14 protein-coding genes, 4 tRNA genes, 1 pseudogene and 1 riboswitch are annotated in these 17,829 nt (G+C 58.2%); of the genes and pseudogenes, 5 read left to right on the top strand and 14 right to left on the bottom strand.

Annotated elements, in window-relative coordinates:
- From Q1W15_RS14000 to Q1W15_RS13990, 3 genes and pseudogenes are all read left to right on the top strand, one after another.
- Positions 1–132: pseudogene (locus Q1W15_RS14000) on the top strand (IS3 family transposase); the annotation flags it as partial.
- A 49-nt stretch (positions 133–181) separates the two neighbouring features.
- A complete protein-coding gene (locus Q1W15_RS13995) occupies positions 182–841 on the top strand; it encodes a hypothetical protein (RefSeq protein WP_367280640.1) in 660 nt (219 codons plus the stop codon).
- Complete coding sequence (locus Q1W15_RS13990) at positions 838–1,221, top strand: hypothetical protein (RefSeq protein ID WP_300729505.1); 384 nt, start codon at positions 838–840, stop codon at positions 1,219–1,221. The genes Q1W15_RS13995 and Q1W15_RS13990 overlap by 4 nt, the downstream gene beginning before the upstream one ends.
- A 1,053-nt stretch (positions 1,222–2,274) precedes the next feature.
- Here the strand turns inward: Q1W15_RS13990 and Q1W15_RS13985 are convergent.
- Positions 2,275–2,351: transfer RNA gene (locus Q1W15_RS13985), tRNA-Arg, on the bottom strand.
- Positions 2,352–2,771: 420 nt separating this feature from the next.
- On the opposite strand from Q1W15_RS13985, the gene Q1W15_RS13980 reads away from it, so the two are divergent.
- Positions 2,772–3,098, top strand: a complete 327-nt coding sequence (locus Q1W15_RS13980; protein WP_300729504.1) for an Arc family DNA-binding protein — start codon at positions 2,772–2,774, stop codon at positions 3,096–3,098.
- Positions 3,099–3,209: 111 nt separating this feature from the next.
- Here Q1W15_RS13980 and mgtE read toward each other — a convergent pair whose 3' ends face one another.
- From mgtE to ltaE, 8 genes are all read right to left on the bottom strand, one after another.
- Positions 3,210–4,652, bottom strand: a complete 1,443-nt coding sequence (gene mgtE / locus Q1W15_RS13975) for a magnesium transporter (protein ID WP_300729503.1) — start codon at positions 4,650–4,652, stop codon at positions 3,210–3,212.
- A gap of 471 nt (positions 4,653–5,123) precedes the next feature.
- Positions 5,124–5,200, bottom strand: a tRNA-Arg gene (locus Q1W15_RS13970).
- A 70-nt stretch (positions 5,201–5,270) separates the two neighbouring features.
- Positions 5,271–5,347: transfer RNA gene (locus tag Q1W15_RS13965), tRNA-Arg, on the bottom strand.
- 108 nt (positions 5,348–5,455) lie between these two features.
- Positions 5,456–5,546 (bottom strand) — tRNA-Ser (locus tag Q1W15_RS13960).
- Between the two features lie 61 nt (positions 5,547–5,607).
- Positions 5,608–5,796: a carbon storage regulator CsrA gene (gene csrA / locus Q1W15_RS13955; protein WP_300729502.1), complete on the bottom strand. Its 189-nt coding sequence runs from the start codon at positions 5,794–5,796 to the stop codon at positions 5,608–5,610.
- Between the two features lie 188 nt (positions 5,797–5,984).
- Positions 5,985–7,220, bottom strand: coding sequence for an aspartate kinase (locus tag Q1W15_RS13950; protein WP_300729501.1), 1,236 nt, complete (start codon positions 7,218–7,220; stop codon positions 5,985–5,987).
- A gap of 83 nt (positions 7,221–7,303) precedes the next feature.
- Positions 7,304–9,922: an alanine--tRNA ligase gene (alaS, locus tag Q1W15_RS13945; protein ID WP_300729500.1), complete on the bottom strand. Its 2,619-nt coding sequence runs from the start codon at positions 9,920–9,922 to the stop codon at positions 7,304–7,306.
- 145 nt (positions 9,923–10,067) lie between these two features.
- Entirely contained in the window at positions 10,068–11,072 is a 1,005-nt protein-coding gene (gene ltaE / locus Q1W15_RS13940) for a low-specificity L-threonine aldolase (RefSeq protein WP_300729499.1), read from the bottom strand.
- 213 nt (positions 11,073–11,285) lie between these two features.
- Positions 11,286–11,455: riboswitch (FMN riboswitch) on the top strand.
- Positions 11,456–11,581: 126 nt separating this feature from the next.
- Here ltaE and Q1W15_RS13935 point away from each other — a divergent pair.
- On the top strand, positions 11,582–12,076 hold the full coding sequence (locus tag Q1W15_RS13935; protein WP_300729498.1) for a 6,7-dimethyl-8-ribityllumazine synthase: 495 nt from the start codon (positions 11,582–11,584) through the stop codon (positions 12,074–12,076).
- A gap of 402 nt (positions 12,077–12,478) precedes the next feature.
- Here Q1W15_RS13935 and astE read toward each other — a convergent pair whose 3' ends face one another.
- The 5 genes from astE to astA all read right to left on the bottom strand — a co-directional run bounded on the left by astE (position 12,479) and on the right by astA (position 17,789).
- Positions 12,479–13,489: a succinylglutamate desuccinylase gene (astE, locus tag Q1W15_RS13930; protein WP_300729497.1), complete on the bottom strand. Its 1,011-nt coding sequence runs from the start codon at positions 13,487–13,489 to the stop codon at positions 12,479–12,481.
- Positions 13,490–13,502: 13 nt separating this feature from the next.
- Entirely contained in the window at positions 13,503–13,790 is a 288-nt protein-coding gene (locus Q1W15_RS13925) for a topoisomerase II (protein WP_300729496.1), read from the bottom strand.
- Positions 13,791–13,855: 65 nt separating this feature from the next.
- Positions 13,856–15,202 carry an N-succinylarginine dihydrolase gene (gene astB / locus Q1W15_RS13920; protein WP_300729495.1) on the bottom strand — a complete coding sequence of 449 codons (1,347 nt, stop codon included), beginning with the start codon at positions 15,200–15,202 and terminating at the stop codon, positions 13,856–13,858.
- 83 nt (positions 15,203–15,285) lie between these two features.
- Positions 15,286–16,755, bottom strand: a complete 1,470-nt coding sequence (astD, locus tag Q1W15_RS13915; RefSeq protein ID WP_300729507.1) for a succinylglutamate-semialdehyde dehydrogenase — start codon at positions 16,753–16,755, stop codon at positions 15,286–15,288.
- On the bottom strand, positions 16,752–17,789 hold the full coding sequence (gene astA / locus Q1W15_RS13910; protein ID WP_300729494.1) for an arginine N-succinyltransferase: 1,038 nt from the start codon (positions 17,787–17,789) through the stop codon (positions 16,752–16,754). The genes astD and astA overlap by 4 nt, the downstream gene beginning before the upstream one ends.
- Between the last annotated feature and the right edge of the window lie 40 nt (positions 17,790–17,829).

Below are 17,829 nucleotides of genomic sequence, written 5' to 3'. Positions count from 1 at the left end.
CAGCAGGCACAACGAGACATCAGTCATTATTTGATGCATCGCTACAACTGGATACGGCCTCATCAATTTAATGGCGGGCTAACGCCGGCTCAGGCCGAGAAAAAACTTAACGTCGTGTCCGGGATTAGTTGACCACTACATCCTGTCTCAGGGTTCTACCGCGATCGGTGCGGGGGAGGCCATGTTTGCCAGGAATCTGGAGGCCGTGAAAGGCACCCTGCGTGACATCGAAGCGCTGCATCAGCGCGCCTTCCTCAAGGATGGGCACCTACGTTCACCGGAGTTTTTTGTCGAGCGCAAGCGCCTGCTCGCGCAGCTTAACACCGGTTTGACCGGGCTGGTTCGCAAGGGCATTGGCTTTCCTGATCACCCGAATTTGAAGAGCGCGCTGGGGATCTCCAGTCGCAGCCTAGTGCACCAGTGGACGAAAGCCGGCGCGCCTGAGCAGATCCCCGGCTACGCAACGCACGTAGAGGGGGTGGCCAAGGCCGCCAAAGTCGTCAAATATGGCGGCTGGTTCGGCACGGCCATCGGCGGAGGGGCCTCCTACATGAAGGTTCAGGACGTGTGCTCAGCTGGTGAAACCGAGGCTTGCAAGAAGATTCGGTTCACCGAGACGGGAAGCTTCGCCGGAGGTGTCGCTGGCGGCGCATTTACCGGGATGATCTTTACCTCCCCTGTAGTTGGTACGGTTTGCTTGGCGCTGGGTGTTCCCACTGGCGGTATGGCCACCTTGGCTTGTGGCATTGTGTTGGTCGGCGGCGCGTCTGTAGCAGGCGGCGCACTTGGAGGGAGTGGCGGTGAAATGACGGGAGAAGTCCTGTACGAGATGACGAAATGAACACTGCCGAACTCGTTGTTGGGGGCCTGTGCGGCGTGGTGCTTGTCTGCATGTTCGTCTGGATTGGGGTCGCGCTGCGCGTTGGCCACGTCTACATGGATCAGATGTTGGGGCACCTCAAAAACAGCCCTTCAGTTGTGGCACTGGCAGCACTTAGAAATGGCGGTCCGTGGGGACGCTTGATGCTGATCGGCGGAATCTCCGGCTTCGTAACCTTCTCCGGCTTCTACCTGAAACGCGGAGGGGTCAGCGCTGATGATATAAGCAGCTTCCCTTTGCGCCTCAAGCGCAAGCTGGCCATGCTGCAGTGGGTTTCCATCGGGTTGTTCGTCGCCCTGGCGTTGCTGGTTCTCGTCGGAAAATCCGGAATACTCAGTTGAGCCATTCCGGCCTTTTTAGGCAGCCTGCGCGAGTGAATGTTCAGTTGCGGCTAATGTGAGCCCGCCGCAATGAAATGCGAGCCCGCGCCGTGGAATGCAAGCTCATTTGCAATTAATGTGAGCCAGAAATGCCGATGAATGCGAGCCCGCGTGTTTTCAAACGCGAGCCGTTATACCTACCTGCTCCGACCTGCTGTCAGGCGCGGATTAACGTTAAGTAACGGTAAAGTAACGTTAGAAGCGTTAGCGGTAGGTCGGGCTTCCCCATTTTTGGGGAGCCATCGTCTATGGCTTTAGGGTGTGTTCGCTTGAATTTACGAATTCAACCTGCACCGGGGTAGCTGGGACCTCGCACCCGGCCTCACCTCTCGCCCGGCGATTGGTGTAGATGTCGCCGCACTCTTTGGCGGCTTGCTCCATGATCTTCATCGCCAGCACCAGGTGCCCGCGCGCCTCGGCCTCTTCACACATCCGCCCAAGCGTACGCAGCCTCATGGACCTGTTGGCGATCGGCTCCTTGACCATCTCAGTGCGGCTGCTGTACGACCAAGCCTGAAACAAGGAAGCTTTCGTAGTATCAAGGGCACTACCCCGTCACAGGGTGGTGCCCTTTCATCATTCGCAACACCCGAGAAATCCACGGTAGTTACCGACTCATTCGAACCACTGCCGTAGCATTCCGCGCACGCCCCGACGCCCTCACGCGCACCACACTACAGCGCTCAGTATTGGTCGGTATGGATGGTAAATTATAAGGGTGTCCAAATTTTGGACTAACAAAACACTCAAAAACGTCATTAGCAGTCCATTTTTTGGACTGCTAATTCAAAGGCCTGACGTAACCGGACGCAACCAGAAAACCTAAGTCCAATTTTTGGACCAGTGATGTCCAATTTTTGGACTAGAAGAATTTGAAATTTTTTCCTCTGACTCAGCGCAAAAAAGCACCTGGCAGGAGGATTAGAAACTCAGGTTTCTATGCCTGCTGCTGTCACCCTGCTGTCACGGACGTTTCAGCTTTCAGAGTGAGCAGGCTGTAAGCCTTGATTTATATGGTGTCCCAGGCGGGGTTCGAACCTGCAACCTTCCCCTTAGGAGGGGGATGCTCTATCCAATTGAGCTACTGAGACACATCAGATGCACCGCACGTTGCGTGCAGTGCAATCAACGGCGTGCATGGTAACGGCCAAGCCTGGATTTGTCATGTCGTCCGTGGGCTTTTTCAGTGTCGGTACGCAGCCCAAGATGGGGGGCGTAAACGGCTTCGCGCGGCTAAATGCCAAGCCAAGAAGCCCGCTCAGACCTTTTGAATGACCGTAAAGCAGATAAACTACCCAACCTGACGCACATTTATCATAATCACTGCTGGCATAACGCCTTTATCCGGTTCAATATTTGTCACAGAATTGACGCCAGGGAAGTGGCTGACTTGAGGCATGATGCATGCCTCTTAGCAATTCAGGTTGAACATTTGGCCAGCAGGACGGTCTTAAAACACATCCTGCGGCCAATTCCGAGAACCGCTCCCCTGAACTAACCGGTTAATTATAATGCGCCCAGTGAAACAGGCAATTTACTCCAGCCGCACAGCTGACAAGTTCGTAGTACGCCTGCCAGACGGAATGCGCGAACGCATTGCCGAAGTGGCTCGCAACCATCACCGCAGCATGAACTCTGAAATTATTGCTCGTTTGGAGCAAAGCCTTATTCAAGAAGGTGCCCTGGGTGAAGAACTCAGCATGCGCCTGGACAGCCCCGAGCTCTCCCTGAACGAGCGTGAGTTACTGCAACGCTTCCGCCAACTGTCCCACCGCCAACAAAACGCCCTGGTTTCATTGATCGCCCACGATACTGAGTCAGCATCTGACGCGTCCTGATTCAGCCAGGCACAAAAAAGCCAGCATTTAGCTGGCTTTTTTATGGGCGATGCTCAGGCATAAGCACCGCCTATGGCCGGCCCAGGTTGATACCCGAGCCGCCGCAGACATTTACAACAGAAAGATGGTTGCCAACCCCAGGAAGATGAAGAAGCCGCCGCTGTCTGTCATGGCGGTGATCATCACGCTGGCCCCCATCGCCGGGTCGCGCCCCAGCTTGGCCAGCGTCATGGGAATCAGAACCCCCATCAATGCAGCCAGCAGCAGGTTCAATGTCATGGCTGCCGTCATGACCAGGCCCAAGGACCAACTGCCGTACAGCAAGTAGGCGACCACACCGATCACGCCGCCCCACACCACGCCGTTGATCAAGGCCACCGCCAGTTCTTTGCGCATCAAGCGCGAAGTACTGCCGGTGTTGACTTGGTCGAGCGCCATGGCGCGCACAATCATGGTGATGGTCTGGTTGCCGGAGTTACCGCCGATACCAGCCACGATGGGCATCAGTGCCGCCAAGGCCACCAGCTTTTCAATCGAGCCTTCAAACAGGCCAATCACCCGTGAAGCAATAAACGCGGTAATCAGGTTGACTGCCAGCCACGCCCAACGGTTACGCAGGGATTTCCACACGGAAGCGAAAATATCTTCCTCTTCGCGCAGACCGGCCATGTTGAGGACTTCGCTTTCGCTTTCCTCACGAATCAGGTCGACCATTTCATCGATGGTCAAACGGCCAATCAGTTTGCCGTTCTTGTCGACCACCGGGGCCGAGATCAAGTCATAACGCTCGAACGCCTGTGCAGCATCGTAGGCGTCTTCGTCCGGGTGAAAACTCACCGGGTCGCTGGCCATGACTTCGGAAACCTGTTTGTCGGGGTCGTTGACCAGCAAGCGCTTGATCGGCAGCACACCCTTTAGCGCGCCGTCGTAATCGACCACAAACAATTTATCGGTATGACCCGGCAGTTCCTTGAGACGACGCAGGTAACGCAAAACGACTTCAAGGCTGACGTCCTCGCGGATCGTGACCATCTCGAAGTCCATCAGGGCACCGACTTGATCCTCACTGTAGGACAGTGCGGAGCGGACACGCTCACGCTGCTGGGCGTCCAGGGTCTCCATCAGCTCATGGATGACGTCTCGCGGCAGCTCAGGGGCCAGGTCAGCAAGTTCGTCAGCATCCATCTCCTTGGCCGCTGCCAGGAGTTCGTGATCGTCCATGTCGGCGATCAGGGTTTCACGTACCGAGTCAGACACTTCAAGCAGAATGTCGCCATCACGGTCAGCCTTGACCAACTGCCAGACCGTGAGACGGTCGTCCAGGGGCAATGCTTCAAGGATGTAGGCAACGTCGGCGGAGTGCAGATCTTCCAGCTTACGCTGGAGTTCAACAAGGTTTTGCCGGTGGACCAGGTTCTCGACCCGGTCATGGTGATGGCCTTCCTGACGATGAGTCAGGTCTTCGACCACACGCTGGCGATTGAGCAGCTCGATAACTTGAGCGAGGCGGCTTTGCAGGCTGTCTTGCGTTTTCTTTACTTCAACTTCGGTCATAGGCGAACTCCACTCCCAGCAGCAGGGCACGCCGGAAGGATCAATCAGTTAATTCATGATTGGGAAAACGGGATGCTGAGTGTCTACTGGGTAAGTCCATGGAGGTATTCCACAAGCCCCGGCGGGACTGTCGGGCGCAATCATACACGGCTTAAAAATTAATGATGTTAAATAATCACGCCGCTCTGAAACCCTTGCGCAGGCGCTGCGAGCATTTGGCGCAACGGTCAATCTGCGACGCGTCATTATTGAGTCAGAGCACATGCGCTCGTAAATAATTCCCGACCTTTCGGTTTTTTCAGTCAGCGCTACAAAACCAAGGGAGCGCAGACGGGTATCCCATGGCCAGAGTAAAGCCGATAGAAGCCTGCATCATGACACCCCTTCTGCAACCAGGAAGGCCTCATAGAAAGCGCAAAGCGCAAATCGCAGACAGCAAAAAGCCCACATAAATGTGGGCTTTTTGGTGTTTGGTGCACTCGACAGGATTCGAACCTGTGACCGCTCGGTTCGTAGCCGAGTACTCTATCCAGCTGAGCTACGAGTGCAAGGTGTGTTTGTTAAACCAGACCACCCTGGTTGAAGCCAAGTTAACTGCCGGAGCAACTAACTCTTAAATGGTGCACTCGACAGGATTCGAACCTGTGACCGCTCGGTTCGTAGCCGAGTACTCTATCCAGCTGAGCTACGAGTGCATTTGAAGCTGCGTATTATAGAGCGTTGAATCTCTCTGCCAAGTACTTTTTTCAATAATTTCAACAACTTACTGAAACGGGCTAGATTCGAACGTGCTACATGAATAATGGCGGAGAACGGGGGATTCGAACCCCCGACACCCTTTTGAGGTGTACTCCCTTAGCAGGGGAGCGCCTTCGGCCACTCGGCCAGCTCTCCGCAACACGGGGCGTATAATAACTAGCCTTTTCCCCGCATGCAACTAAAAACTTAAATAAAATTAGAGACTTGGTCCTTCATCCTTTTCCTTCTTGATCCGTTGGTAGATTTCTTCACGGTGTACCGCGACTTCCTTGGGAGCATTGACGCCAATGCGCACTTGGTTTCCTTTGACACCGAGCACGGTCACAGTAATTTCGCCGTCACCGATGATCAGGCTTTCTGCGCACCGACGAGTCAGAATCAGCATACGTCTCTCCTCATGCTTTTCATTTCAGGAATAACAGTTTGCAAAAAAAAAGGGCTTCGGCCTATACGCTAAATAGCTATAGCCCGCCGCTCCTTAGTATTGACCAACAGAATGAAACACGTGGCCTTCATTCGCATCTGTCATAAAAGCAAAGGGCGCGGCTCAACCGCGCCCCTCGGTGTTACGCGCTACTCGCCCTGACGAACAGGTGCATCCAGCTCGAAAGCGGTGTGCAGGGAGCGCACTGCCAGCTCCAGGTACTTCTCTTCAATCACCACCGAGACCTTGATCTCCGATGTGGAGATCATCTGGATGTTGATGCTCTCCTTGGCCAGCGATTCAAACATGCGGCTGGCAACCCCGGCGTGTGAGCGCATGCCCACCCCTACAATGGATACCTTGGTGATATTGGTGTCACCAACCACTTCGCGCGCACCGATCTCACGCGAGGTGTTTTCCAGAACCAGCATCGCGGCCTGATAGTCGTTGCGGTGCACGGTGAAGGTGAAATCCGTGGTGTTATCGTGCGCCACGTTCTGCACGATCATGTCGACTTCAATGTTCGCCGCACTGATAGGGCCCAGAATCTTGAACGCCACGCCCGGGGTATCCGGCACGCCACGAATGGTCAGCTTGGCCTCGTCGCGGTTAAAAGCGATGCCCGAAATGATCGGCTGTTCCATGGATTCCTCTTCATCAATAGTAATGAGGGTGCCTGGCCCCTCTTTGAAGCTGTGCAATACGCGCAGCGGAACGTTGTACTTGCCAGCGAACTCGACCGCCCGGATTTGCAGCACCTTGGAACCCAGGCTGGCCATTTCCAGCATTTCTTCGAAGGTGATTTTTTCCAGACGCTGCGCCTGCGCCACTACGCGCGGGTCCGTGGTGTAAACACCGTCAACATCGGTGTAAATCTGGCATTCATCCGCCTTCAAGGCTGCCGCCAGCGCCACGCCCGTGGTGTCGGAACCGCCTCGACCCAGCGTGGTGATATTGCCGTGCTCATCCACGCCCTGGAAGCCTGCCACCACCACCACGCGCCCGGCCTTCAGATCGGCACGAATCTTTTGATCGTCGATCTGCAGAATACGGGCCTTGGTGTGCGAGCTGTCCGTGAGGATACGCACCTGGCTGCCGGTGTAAGACACCGCAGGCACGCCGCGCTTGTTCAACGCCATTGCCAGCAGGCCAATCGTTACCTGTTCGCCCGTGGACACGATGACATCCAGCTCACGGGGTAACGGCTGATCGCTGATTTGCCTGGCCAGGTCGATCAGGCGATTGGTCTCGCCGCTCATCGCAGACAGCACAATCACCAAGTCATTACCGGCTTCGCGAAACTTCTTAACTTTATCGGCGACCTGCTCGATTCTCTCGACAGTGCCGACCGAGGTGCCTCCGAATTTTTGTACGATCAAAGCCATTTCAAAGCAGCCTCAGCCCCTAAAGGGCGCCCATTTATCATTCAAACGACGCGCCATCACTAGACGATGGCGCGTTCTGGACTTCAGATACCCTGCTCGACAAATGGCGCAGTCAGAGCCAGCGCAGCGTCCAGGGCACTGGCGTCAACACCGCCGCCTTGCGCCATATCCGGACGACCACCGCCCTTCCCGCCCACTGCCACAGCGGCCTGTTTCATCAAATCACCGGCTTTGAGTTGGCCAGTCAGGTCTTTGGTTACGCCTGCAACCAGTACGACCTTGTCTTCATGAACACTGCCGAGCAGGATCACCGCACGGCCGAGCTTGTTCTTCAGCTGATCTACCAGCGCCAGTAGCGCTTTGCCATCCTGGCCGTCCAGGCGAGCGGCCAGCACTTTCACGCCTTTGATATCCACCGCCGAGGATGACAGATCGTCACCGGCGGCGCTTGCGGCCTTGGCCTGCAATTGTTCAAGCTGCTTTTCCAACTGACGGTTGCGCTCAAGCACAGCGGCCAATTTGTCGAGCATGTTGTCACGCGAGCCCTTGATCAGGCTGGCGGCTTCCTTGAGCTGCTCTTCGGCCGCGTTCAAGTAGGCCAGCGCCGCAGCGCCCGTGACGGCTTCAATACGACGCACGCCAGACGCAACACCGCCTTCGCTGATGATTTTCATCAGGCCGATGTCGCCGGTGCGCTGGGCGTGGATACCGCCGCACAACTCTACCGAGAAGTCGCCGCCCATGCTCAGCACACGAACGCTGTCGCCGTATTTCTCACCGAACAGCGCCATCGCGCCCTTTTGCTTGGCGGTGTCGATGTCGGTTTCTTCGGTTTCAACGGCCGTGTTATTGCGGATCTGAGCGTTGACGATATCTTCCAGCGCCTTGATCTGCTCTGGCTTAATCGCTTCGAAGTGGCTGAAGTCAAAGCGCAGGCGCTGGCTGTCGACCAACGAACCTTTCTGCTGCACATGCTCGCCCAGCACTTGGCGCAACGCGGCATGCAGCAAGTGAGTGGCCGAGTGGTTCAGGGCCGTGGCATGGCGCACATCGGCGTCAACGTGTGCGTCAACGGCTTCGCCCACGCTCAGGCCACCCGCCGCCACCACACCGTGGTGCAGGAACGCGCCGCCGGTTTTGGTGGTGTCACGCACGTCAAAGCGCGCAGCACCGGCCTGCAGGTAACCGCAGTCACCGACCTGGCCGCCCGATTCGGCGTAGAACGGGGTCTGATCGAGCACGACCACGCCCTCGTCACCTTCGTTCAAGGCCGTCACTGACTGGCCTTCTTTATAAAGGGCAACCACCTTGGCCGGGGCCTGAGTAGCGCTGTAACCGATGAACTCGGTCGGTACGTCAACTTTGACCAGGGTGTTGTAGTCCAGACCAAATGCGCTGGCCGAACGGGCACGCACACGCTGGGCTTCCATCTCGCGCTCGAAGCCGGCTTCGTCTACGGTCAGGTTGCGCTCGCGGGCGATGTCCGCCGTCAGGTCCATCGGGAAACCGTAGGTGTCATACAGTTTGAACACCACATCGCCCGGTACCACGGTGCCCTTGAGGTCGGCCAGGTCTTGCTCAAGGATTTTCAGGCCCTGCTCAAGCGTCTTGGAGAACTGCTCTTCTTCGGCCTTGAGTACGCGCTCGATAGTAGCCTGCTCGCGTACCAGCTCAGGAAAGCCTTGGCCCATCTCGGCCACCAGCGCGGCGACGATTTTGTAGAAGAAGTTGCCAGTGGCACCCAGTTTGTTGCCGTGGCGGCATGCTCGACGAATGATGCGGCGCAGCACATAGCCACGGCCTTCGTTGGACGGCAATACACCGTCGGCGATCAGGAAGCTGCACGAACGGATATGGTCCGCCACAACCTTGAGCGACGACTGGCCCTCGTTCTCGCAACCAATGGCTTGCGCGGCAGCCTTGAGCAAGCTCTGGAACAGGTCAATGTCGTAGTTGGAATTGACGTGTTGCATCACCGCGCTGATCCGCTCCAGGCCCATGCCGGTGTCTACCGACGGCGCTGGCAACGGGTGCAGTACGCCATCGGCGGTGCGGTTGAACTGCATGAACACGTTGTTCCAGATTTCGATGTAACGGTCGCCGTCTTCGTCGGGTGAGCCGGGTGGGCCGCCCCAGATATCCGGGCCGTGATCGTAGAAAATCTCGGTGCAGGGGCCACATGGGCCGGTGTCGCCCATGGTCCAGAAGTTGTCGGACGCGTAAGGCGCACCCTTGTTGTCGCCAATGCGGATCATGCGCTCGGCAGGCACGCCCACGTCTTGGGTCCAGATGTCATAGGCTTCGTCATCACTGGCGTAGACCGTCACCCAAAGCTTCTCTTTAGGCAGCTTCAACACGCCGGTCAGAAAGGTCCAGGCGAAGTTGATGGCGTCTTTCTTGAAATAGTCGCCAAAGCTGAAGTTGCCCAGCATTTCAAAGAAGGTGTGGTGGCGCGCGGTGTAACCGACGTTTTCCAGGTCGCTGTTCTTGCCACCGGCACGCACGCACTTCTGGCTGCTTGTTGCACGGGTATAGGCACGTTTTTCCTGACCCAGGAAGCAGTCCTTGAACTGGTTCATCCCCGCGTTGGTAAACAGCAGGGTCGGATCGTTATTCGGCACCAAGGAGCTGGAAGGGACACGGGTGTGACCTTGCTCCTCGAAGAAGCGAAGGAAGGCTTCACGGATTTCTGCGCTTTTCATAGGTTCTTCCACGGAGGCTGCGGCCAGAGGCAAGTCAATAATGTCGTCGACAGTGCGACTCGCAAAGGGCCGCATTATATCGGCCCTTCGCCTTGGGTACAGCGTGTTTATACGATAGGCACACGCAATTGGACGGCCTGCACACTCAATGCCGGTTAAATTCGCTCAAAACCGCGATGACTTGCTCAATCTGGCTTCGGCTGACGTCCATATGCGTGACCATACGCAGGCGCGGCGCGGCACTCAACTTGATCCCCCGTTCGTGGGCAAACACCTTGAGCGCCTCGGCGCGGTCACCCAGTTGCACATACACCATATTGGTCTGCACCGGCTCCACCTCATAACCGGCCGCTTGCACCCCCTGCGCCAACACCTGCGCATTGTCGTGGTCGTCGGCCAGGCGAGCGACCTGGTGGTCCAGTGCATACAGCCCGGCAGCCGCCAACTGGCCTGCCTGGCGCATGCCACCGCCGACCATCTTGCGCAGCCGCCGCGCCCGGCCGATCAATTCTGCGGTGCCACACAGCACCGAACCCGCCGGCGCGCCCAGGCCTTTGGACAGGCACACCGAGACCGAATCGAAGTGACGGGTGATATCACCCGCGTCCACGCCCAGCTTGACCGCCGCGTTGTACAGCCGCGCACCGTCCAGGTGCAGCGCCAGGCCCTTTTCGCGGGTCAGGCGGCTCGCGGAGGCCAGGTACGCCATGGGTAGCACCTTGCCCTGCATGGTGTTTTCCAACGCCAGCAAGCGGGTACGGGCAAAGTGAAAGTCATCAGGCTTGATTGCCGCAGCCACCTGTTCAAGGTCCAGCGAGCCATCGGCCTGAATCTCCAGCGGCTGTGGTTGAATCGAGCCCAGCACGGCCGCCCCGCCGCCTTCATACTTATAGGTGTGGGCCTGCTGGCCGACGATGTATTCATCGCCGCGCCCGCAATGGGCCATCAACGCCAGTAAATTGCTCATGGTGCCAGTGGGCACAAACAACGCCTCGGCAAACCCCAGACGCCCCGCCAGCTCAAACTCCAGCGCGTTCACTGAAGGGTCTTCGCCATACACATCGTCACCCAACGGCGCATTGGCCATGGCCTCACGCATACCGCAACTGGGCAGGGTCACGGTGTCACTACGAAGATCGATAACCGTCATCAAGAACGCCTCGGCAATAGGATGAGCAACGGAGGCTCATCGGGGGAATGTCTTTCACACATATTTTCAGTGACGTGGTCACAGCCTTCAAATTACCGCGTCAGGACCTTCGGATAAAGCCATCTGAAAAATCGATGTCTATTAGCAGAAAGCCCCCCATGCATCTTTGAAATATTTGTGATACAAAATGCCCGCCGTCAGAAAAGCTGGTGGCAACGTTCTCAGGGCGGGGTGTAACTCCCCACCGGCGGTAATTGCGCGCAATGCGCATAGCCCGCGAGCGCTTGGCATGCCTTCATCCTTTGGCTGAGGCATAACAAGGTCAGCAGACCCGGTGTGATCCCGGGGCCGACGGTCATAGTCCGGATGAAGAGAGAACGGGATTGGCGCCAAAGGGCCGTTATCCGGGCAGCACCGATGTTTGCACATCACGTGCACTGTGCCTGAACGTACCCTTAAATCCCATTCGATTCATATGCCCTGTTTTTCACACAAACAGGAGTCAGAACATGCAACCCACCGCAATTCATCACAACGAGCGCGTCGCGTTTATCCAGGCCTCCTGGCACAAAGAGATTGTTGACCAGAGCCGTAAGGGCTTCCTGGCCGAGATGCTGGTGCAGGGTTATCAGGAAAGCGATATCGACTTCTTTGAAGTCGGCGGTGCCTTTGAAATCCCGCTGCACGCCAAGCTGTTGGCCAAAACCGGGCGCTACGCCGGTATTGTCGGCGCGGCATTGGTGGTTGATGGCGGGATTTACCGTCACGACTTCGTGGCCCAGTCCGTGGTCAGCGGCCTGATGCAGGTACAGCTGGAAACCGAAGTGCCGGTGTTCTCGGTCAGCCTCACGCCGCACCACTTCCACGCGGGCGAAGAGCACCAGAAGTTTTTCTTTGACCACTTTGTGCACAAGGGTCAGGAAGCGGCAAAAACTTGCGTCGACACGCTGCAAAAAGTCCGGGCCATCAAACGCCTGGAGACTCAGCAAAAACGCGCCGTGTAACGATTTGATAACCCGCCCGCTCCCTTTGTAGAAGCAGCCGGTCGATTGCTCCTACGCGTGAGCGGCTACCCCTTGAGCCTCGCGGGTCTCGCGCCGGTTTTACGCAGCGGGACCACGAAGCAAGACCTGTAGGAACGAGCTTGCTCGTGATCTTTTGATCTGGCCTTTGATCTAAGGGCCCCCTTAAACCACGCTGGCCGAACGCAGGTTTTGCGCAGTGGCTAACCCGGCAGGGTGCCGGGTTAGCCGCGACACGGCCAGGGATGGCCGATCGCGGCGGGCCCACGGCGTAAAGCCGAAACCTTAAGTGGCCGTAACCGCAGCAATGGATAGGCAGAAGACGAGGCGACACCGTGTTAAAGATCAAAAGATCGCGAGCAAGCTCGCTCCTGCAGGCTGTGGCTACACGAACGCCTGCGCGTTTACCGGTTCGATGATAATGCCCGCCCGCAAGCCAATGGCGACTTTGGGGTTAGGGAAAATAATCCGCGCACCGTCCTCTGTGATCACCCACGTCGTGTCACCGCTGTCTCGCGCCAGCTCATAGCCCTTGGGCAACACACTGAAATTCTCGACATCGGCCGCCAGGTTGAAGGTGAACGCATCGCTGTGTTTGATCACTTCGCGGGCCACGCGGAACAGCTGCAAGCCCTTTAAGGAGACATCTTCAAGCGCCGGCTCGGTGCCTTCGATGATGTGCGTCAGGCGCGTTTCAAGGCGCTCGACATTGACCCCGGCGTTCTGCCCGAACGGCCGCGCCTTGCCCAGTTCCAGGGTAAAAGCTTCTGCCCCCAACCGGTCGTAGGTATACGCGCTGAACACGATCGACGGCTTGTTTTGCAGCAGCACGGCCTCCATTCCTGCTGCCTGCAAACGGGCCAATTCATTCCGGGAGTGGGCCCTGCCTTCCTTGAAGGGGTACAGCGCGAACTGTTCGATTTTGGAGCCGCGAATGGCCGTGTGCAGGTCGTAATGCAGGCGGGTGCGGCCCTCGACATTGAAAAACGCATGCGCCAAACGCTCTAGCTCGCACGCACGCAGGGCTTCAGGGCCGCTGCTACTTTCGTGGCGGCCATTGAACAGGCGATTGAGGTCTTCTTCGAGATAGCGGGCCCCGGTACGCATGGCACCGGGGTTGCCGAACAGAAACAGAATACGGGCCCGAGGCTTGATGGTGCCCCGTGCGATGGCTTGCAACAAGCGATCGAGCAATTCAATGGGCGCTGTTTCATTGCCATGAATGCCAGCAGACAGCAGCACATCCAGGCCGCTGTCACGCGCCTCGGGAGGACGCACTTCAAGTGCACCCTCGGCCAGCCAGCGCATGCGCACGCCGTCGACAGTCAGTTGAGTCTTCTCGGCCGGCTCACGTCCGGCCAGGGTCAGGTCAAGCAGTTTGCCGAGGGCGAGCATAGGGCATCCTTAATCAGTGATTGCAGTCCGGGCCGTGCACGTGACCGTCTTCGTCATCGCCCATGTCAGCCGGTTCCATTTCCAGTTGCAGGCTCACCAGGTTGGTCGCCAGAGGGCGCAGCAGCAGGTTGGCGTATTCGGCGTCACCTTCTTCAACGTCTACACCGATCAACAGTTGGCCACGGCCGTCTTGCTGGATCCACAGCTCTTTGCCCTGCCACATGACCGCAACGCGGGTGCAGGTGGTTTGCAGTTGCGTGCCGTCAGTGTCTTCAAGGATCAGTTGCAGGGAATCGCTCATAATTTCGTTCTCATCGCAGGGGGAAATGGCGTGCACGGTTGATTAAAGCGCATGCACGCCGTAGATCAATTGATCTGGAATGGGTATACCGCGCCCAGTTTAAGGATTTGCGTCAATTCATCCAATGCCGCGCGGCATTCAAGTAGCAATTGCGGGTCAGCCAGGTCACGTTCACGCAAGGCATCGCGGTAATGGGTGTTGACCCAGCGGGTCAGTGAGTCGTAGAGCGTCGGGGTCAAAATCACTCCCGGGTTGACCGCGGCCAGCTCCGTTTCATTCAGTGCCACGCGAAGCCGCAGGCACGCTGGGCCGCCGCCGTTCTGCATGCTCTGTTTGAGGTCGAACACCTTGATTTCGCGAATCGGTCCGCCCGCAGTGATCAGGCCTTGCAGGTACTGCCACACGCGCGTATTGGCGCGGCACTCCAGCGGCACAATCAACAGCATCGAGCCATCGGCACGGCTCAACAGCTGGCTATTGAACAAGTAAGAGCGCACGGCATCTTCGACCGCCACCTGATCGCGGGGCACGCAGATGGCCTGAAAATTCGCGCCTTGGGCAGCCAATTTGCCGTGCAACTCGGCCAGCATGGGTTCGGTATTGAGAAACGCATCTTCGTGATAGAACAACACCTCGCCGTTGCCCACGGCGATCACGTCGTTATGAAAGACGCCCTGATCGATAACGGCCGGGTTCTGCTGGGCGAACACCACGCCCTCTTCGCTCAGCCCGTGTAAGCGCGCTACGGCCTGGGAGGCTTCGAGTGTCTGGCGGGCCGGGTATGTCTGCGGTGCCGGGTAACGGCTGTCGAACGCGCTACGCCCGTACACAAAAAACTCCACCCCGGCCTGACCGTAATCGCGGCAAAAGCGCGTATGGTTGGCCGCGCCTTCATCGCCAAACTGCGCCACCGCCGGCAAGGCCGCGTGGTGGGCAAAATGCTGCTGGTCGGCAAACATTGCCCGCAGCACTCGGCTGGTGGTGGGGTGCTCAATGCTGCGATGGTATTTGCAGTTCAGGTTGGCCGCCGTGAAATGTACGCGACCGTCTGCGGTGTCGGCGCTGGGGCTGACCGTCGCCGCATTCGCGACCCACATGCTGGAGGCCGAGCAACTGGCAACCAGTAACGGCATGGCCTCTTTGGCCGCGCGCTCGATGACTTGCGCATCCGTACCGCCAAAGCCCAGGCTGCGCAAGGCCGCAACGTCGGGGCGCTCCTGAGGGGCGATAACGCCCTGGACAAAGCCCATGTCCATCAGCGCTTTCATTTTTTCCAGGCCTTGCAGCGCCGCTTCCTTCGGATTGGAGGCCTGCTGACTGTTGCTCTGGGAAGCGACGTTGCCAAATGACAAACCGCCGTAGTTATGGGTCGGCCCCACTAAACCGTCAAAATTGACTTCAAAGGACTTCATCAGCGAGGCTCCGGGAAACGGTTGTAATAGTCATCAATCAAAACGCTGTAGCCGCTGGCGAAGGCAGCGACTACATGGCCGCATCAGGTCAGGCGCACACCGGGGGTCAAGGCGGCGGGTAGCGCCAGGGTCGGCGTTTCCAGTGAAGCCACCGGGTACGCGCAATAGTCCGCCGCGTAGTACGCACTGGCGCGGTGGTTGCCCGACGCGCCGACACCGCCGAACGGTGCGCTGCTCGCCGCCCCCGTCAGTTGCTTGTTCCAGTTCACGATTCCGGCACGGCTTTGCAGCCAGAATTGCTCGTAACGCGCCTTCGAATCCGACAACAAACCGGCGGCCAAGCCGAACGCGGTGTTGTTGGCTTCGGCAATGGCAGCGTCAAAATCAGCGTAGCGAATCACCTGCAACAACGGCCCGAACAGTTCTTCGTCTGAACGGTCGGCCACGTCGGTCACGTCGATGATACCGGGCGTGAGCAAGGCTGCATGGCTGTCTGGCTGGTGCATTTCCAGCAAGGCCACCGCGCCCGCGCCCAACAACATTTCCTGGGCCTCCATCAAGGCGTGCGCTGCACCCAGGGAAATCACCGACCCCATGAACGGTGCGGGTTGTTGATCGAACGCGCCCACTTCAATCTCTCGGCTAACCGCGACCAGGCGCGCCAGCAGGCTATCGCCCCAGGCCCCTTCTGGCACCAGCAAGCGGCGCGCACAAGTGCAACGCTGGCCCGCTGAGATAAAAGCCGACTGAATGATGGTGTAAACCGCGGCTTCCAAATCAGCGACCTGATCGACCACCAGCGGGTTATTACCGCCCATCTCCAGGGCCAGGATTTTGTCCGGGCGGCCGGCAAATTGTTGGTGCAAGGCATTGCCCGTACGGCTCGACCCGGTAAAAAACAGGCCATCGATACCGGCATGGGCGGCCAGCGCAATGCCGGTGTCGCGGGCACCTTGCAGCAGGTTCAGCACACCGGCCGGCAGCCCGGCTTCGATCCAGCACTTGACGGTCAGTTCGGCCACCTTGGGCGTCAGCTCGCTCGGCTTGAACACCACGCAGTTACCGGCCAATAAAGCAGGCACGATATGCCCGTTGGGCAAGTGACCCGGAAAGTTATACGGGCCAAAAACCGCCACCACACCATGAGGCTTATGGCGCAACACCGCCGTGGCGTCGCCCAGCGGGCCGCTTTTTTCGCCCGTGCGCTCATGGTAGCTCTGTACCGAAATGGCCACTTTATTGATCATGCTGGTGACTTCAGTGGCGGCTTCCCACAACGGCTTGCCGGTTTCTTCACCGATGCCGCGCGCCAACTCATCCGCATGCTGCTTAAGGCTCGCGGCGAAGGCCTCAAGCACGCTCAAGCGCTCTTCAAACGTGCGCCCGGCCCAGGCCGGAAATGCCTGACGCGCCGCCTTGACCGCCGCGTCGACCTGCTCGGCATTGGCCCCCTGCCCTGCCCACAGCACCTGCTGAGTCACCGGGTTCAGCGACTCAAAAGCCTCGCCCTGCCCGTTCTGCCAAGCACCTGCGATATAAGACGTGCTCATTATTTGGACTCCCGTGGGGCAACTGGCTGGGCGGACAAAGGAACGGCGCGCACCTGATCGCCTGCGCTCAGGTGCAGGCGCTTGGCGGTCAAGGGGTCGACCACCAGCGTGCCGGCGGCCAACCGTGCCGGGGCGGCGGTGATGCGGCAGTCTTCGCGCTTGCGGTTGTGAATCAGGTACGGCGTGGCGTCATCACCCGGCGTGCCAATGGCCAGCACCAATGCTTCGCTGTCGCGCACCGCACGGATCTTGCGGGTTTCGCACTCCACCGCCGGGCCCGCGTCGAAGATATCGACGTAACCCTGGTAGCTGAAGCCTTCGCTCTTGAGCATGTTCAAGGCCGGCTCGGTGTGCGTGTGCACCTTGCCGATCACGGCACGGGCATCTTCAGAGAGGAAGCAGGTGTACACCGGGAACTTGGGCATCAACTCGGCAATAAACGCTTTATTGCCCACGCCCGTCAGGTAGTCGGCCTGGCTAAATTCCATTTTGAAAAAATGCCGGCCCAGGCTTTCCCAGAACGGCGAGCGCCCGGCTTCATCGGACATACCGCGCATTTCAGCAATGATCTTGTCGCCGAACAGCTCCGGAAATTCCGCAATAAACAACATGCGCGCCTTAGCCAGCATGCGGCCGTTAAGGCCGTTGCGGTAATCGGCACTGAGAAACAGCGAGCACAGTTCAGAGTTGCCGGTCAGGTCATTGGCCAGGAACAGCGTCGGAATTTCACGGTAGATGTTCAGCTCTTGTGAGGCACTGACCGTCAGGCCCACGCGAAAGTTGTACCACGGCTCACGCAGCCCTACGGCCCCGGCAATGGCGGAGATGCCAACCACTTTGCCTTCGTCGTTTTCGAGCACGAACAGGTAGTCTGCATCGGCACGGTCGGCTTCGCCACGGAAGGTTTTTTCAGCCCAGCTCACGCGGTGCAGCAGGCGCTCTTCGTTGGCGGGCAGGGTTGTCAGGCCGGTGCCGGTGCTGCGGGCCAAGTCAATCAGGGCCGGTAAATCGCTGTTGCGTACAGGACGAACGATCATGCTATCTCCTTAGACAGGGCGCGCTGGCGAACCCCGCGAA

The organism is Pseudomonas sp., from assembly GCF_030150285.1.
Classification (GTDB): domain Bacteria; phylum Pseudomonadota; class Gammaproteobacteria; order Pseudomonadales; family Pseudomonadaceae; genus Aquipseudomonas.
This window is presented reverse-complemented; position numbering and strand designations above follow the sequence as displayed.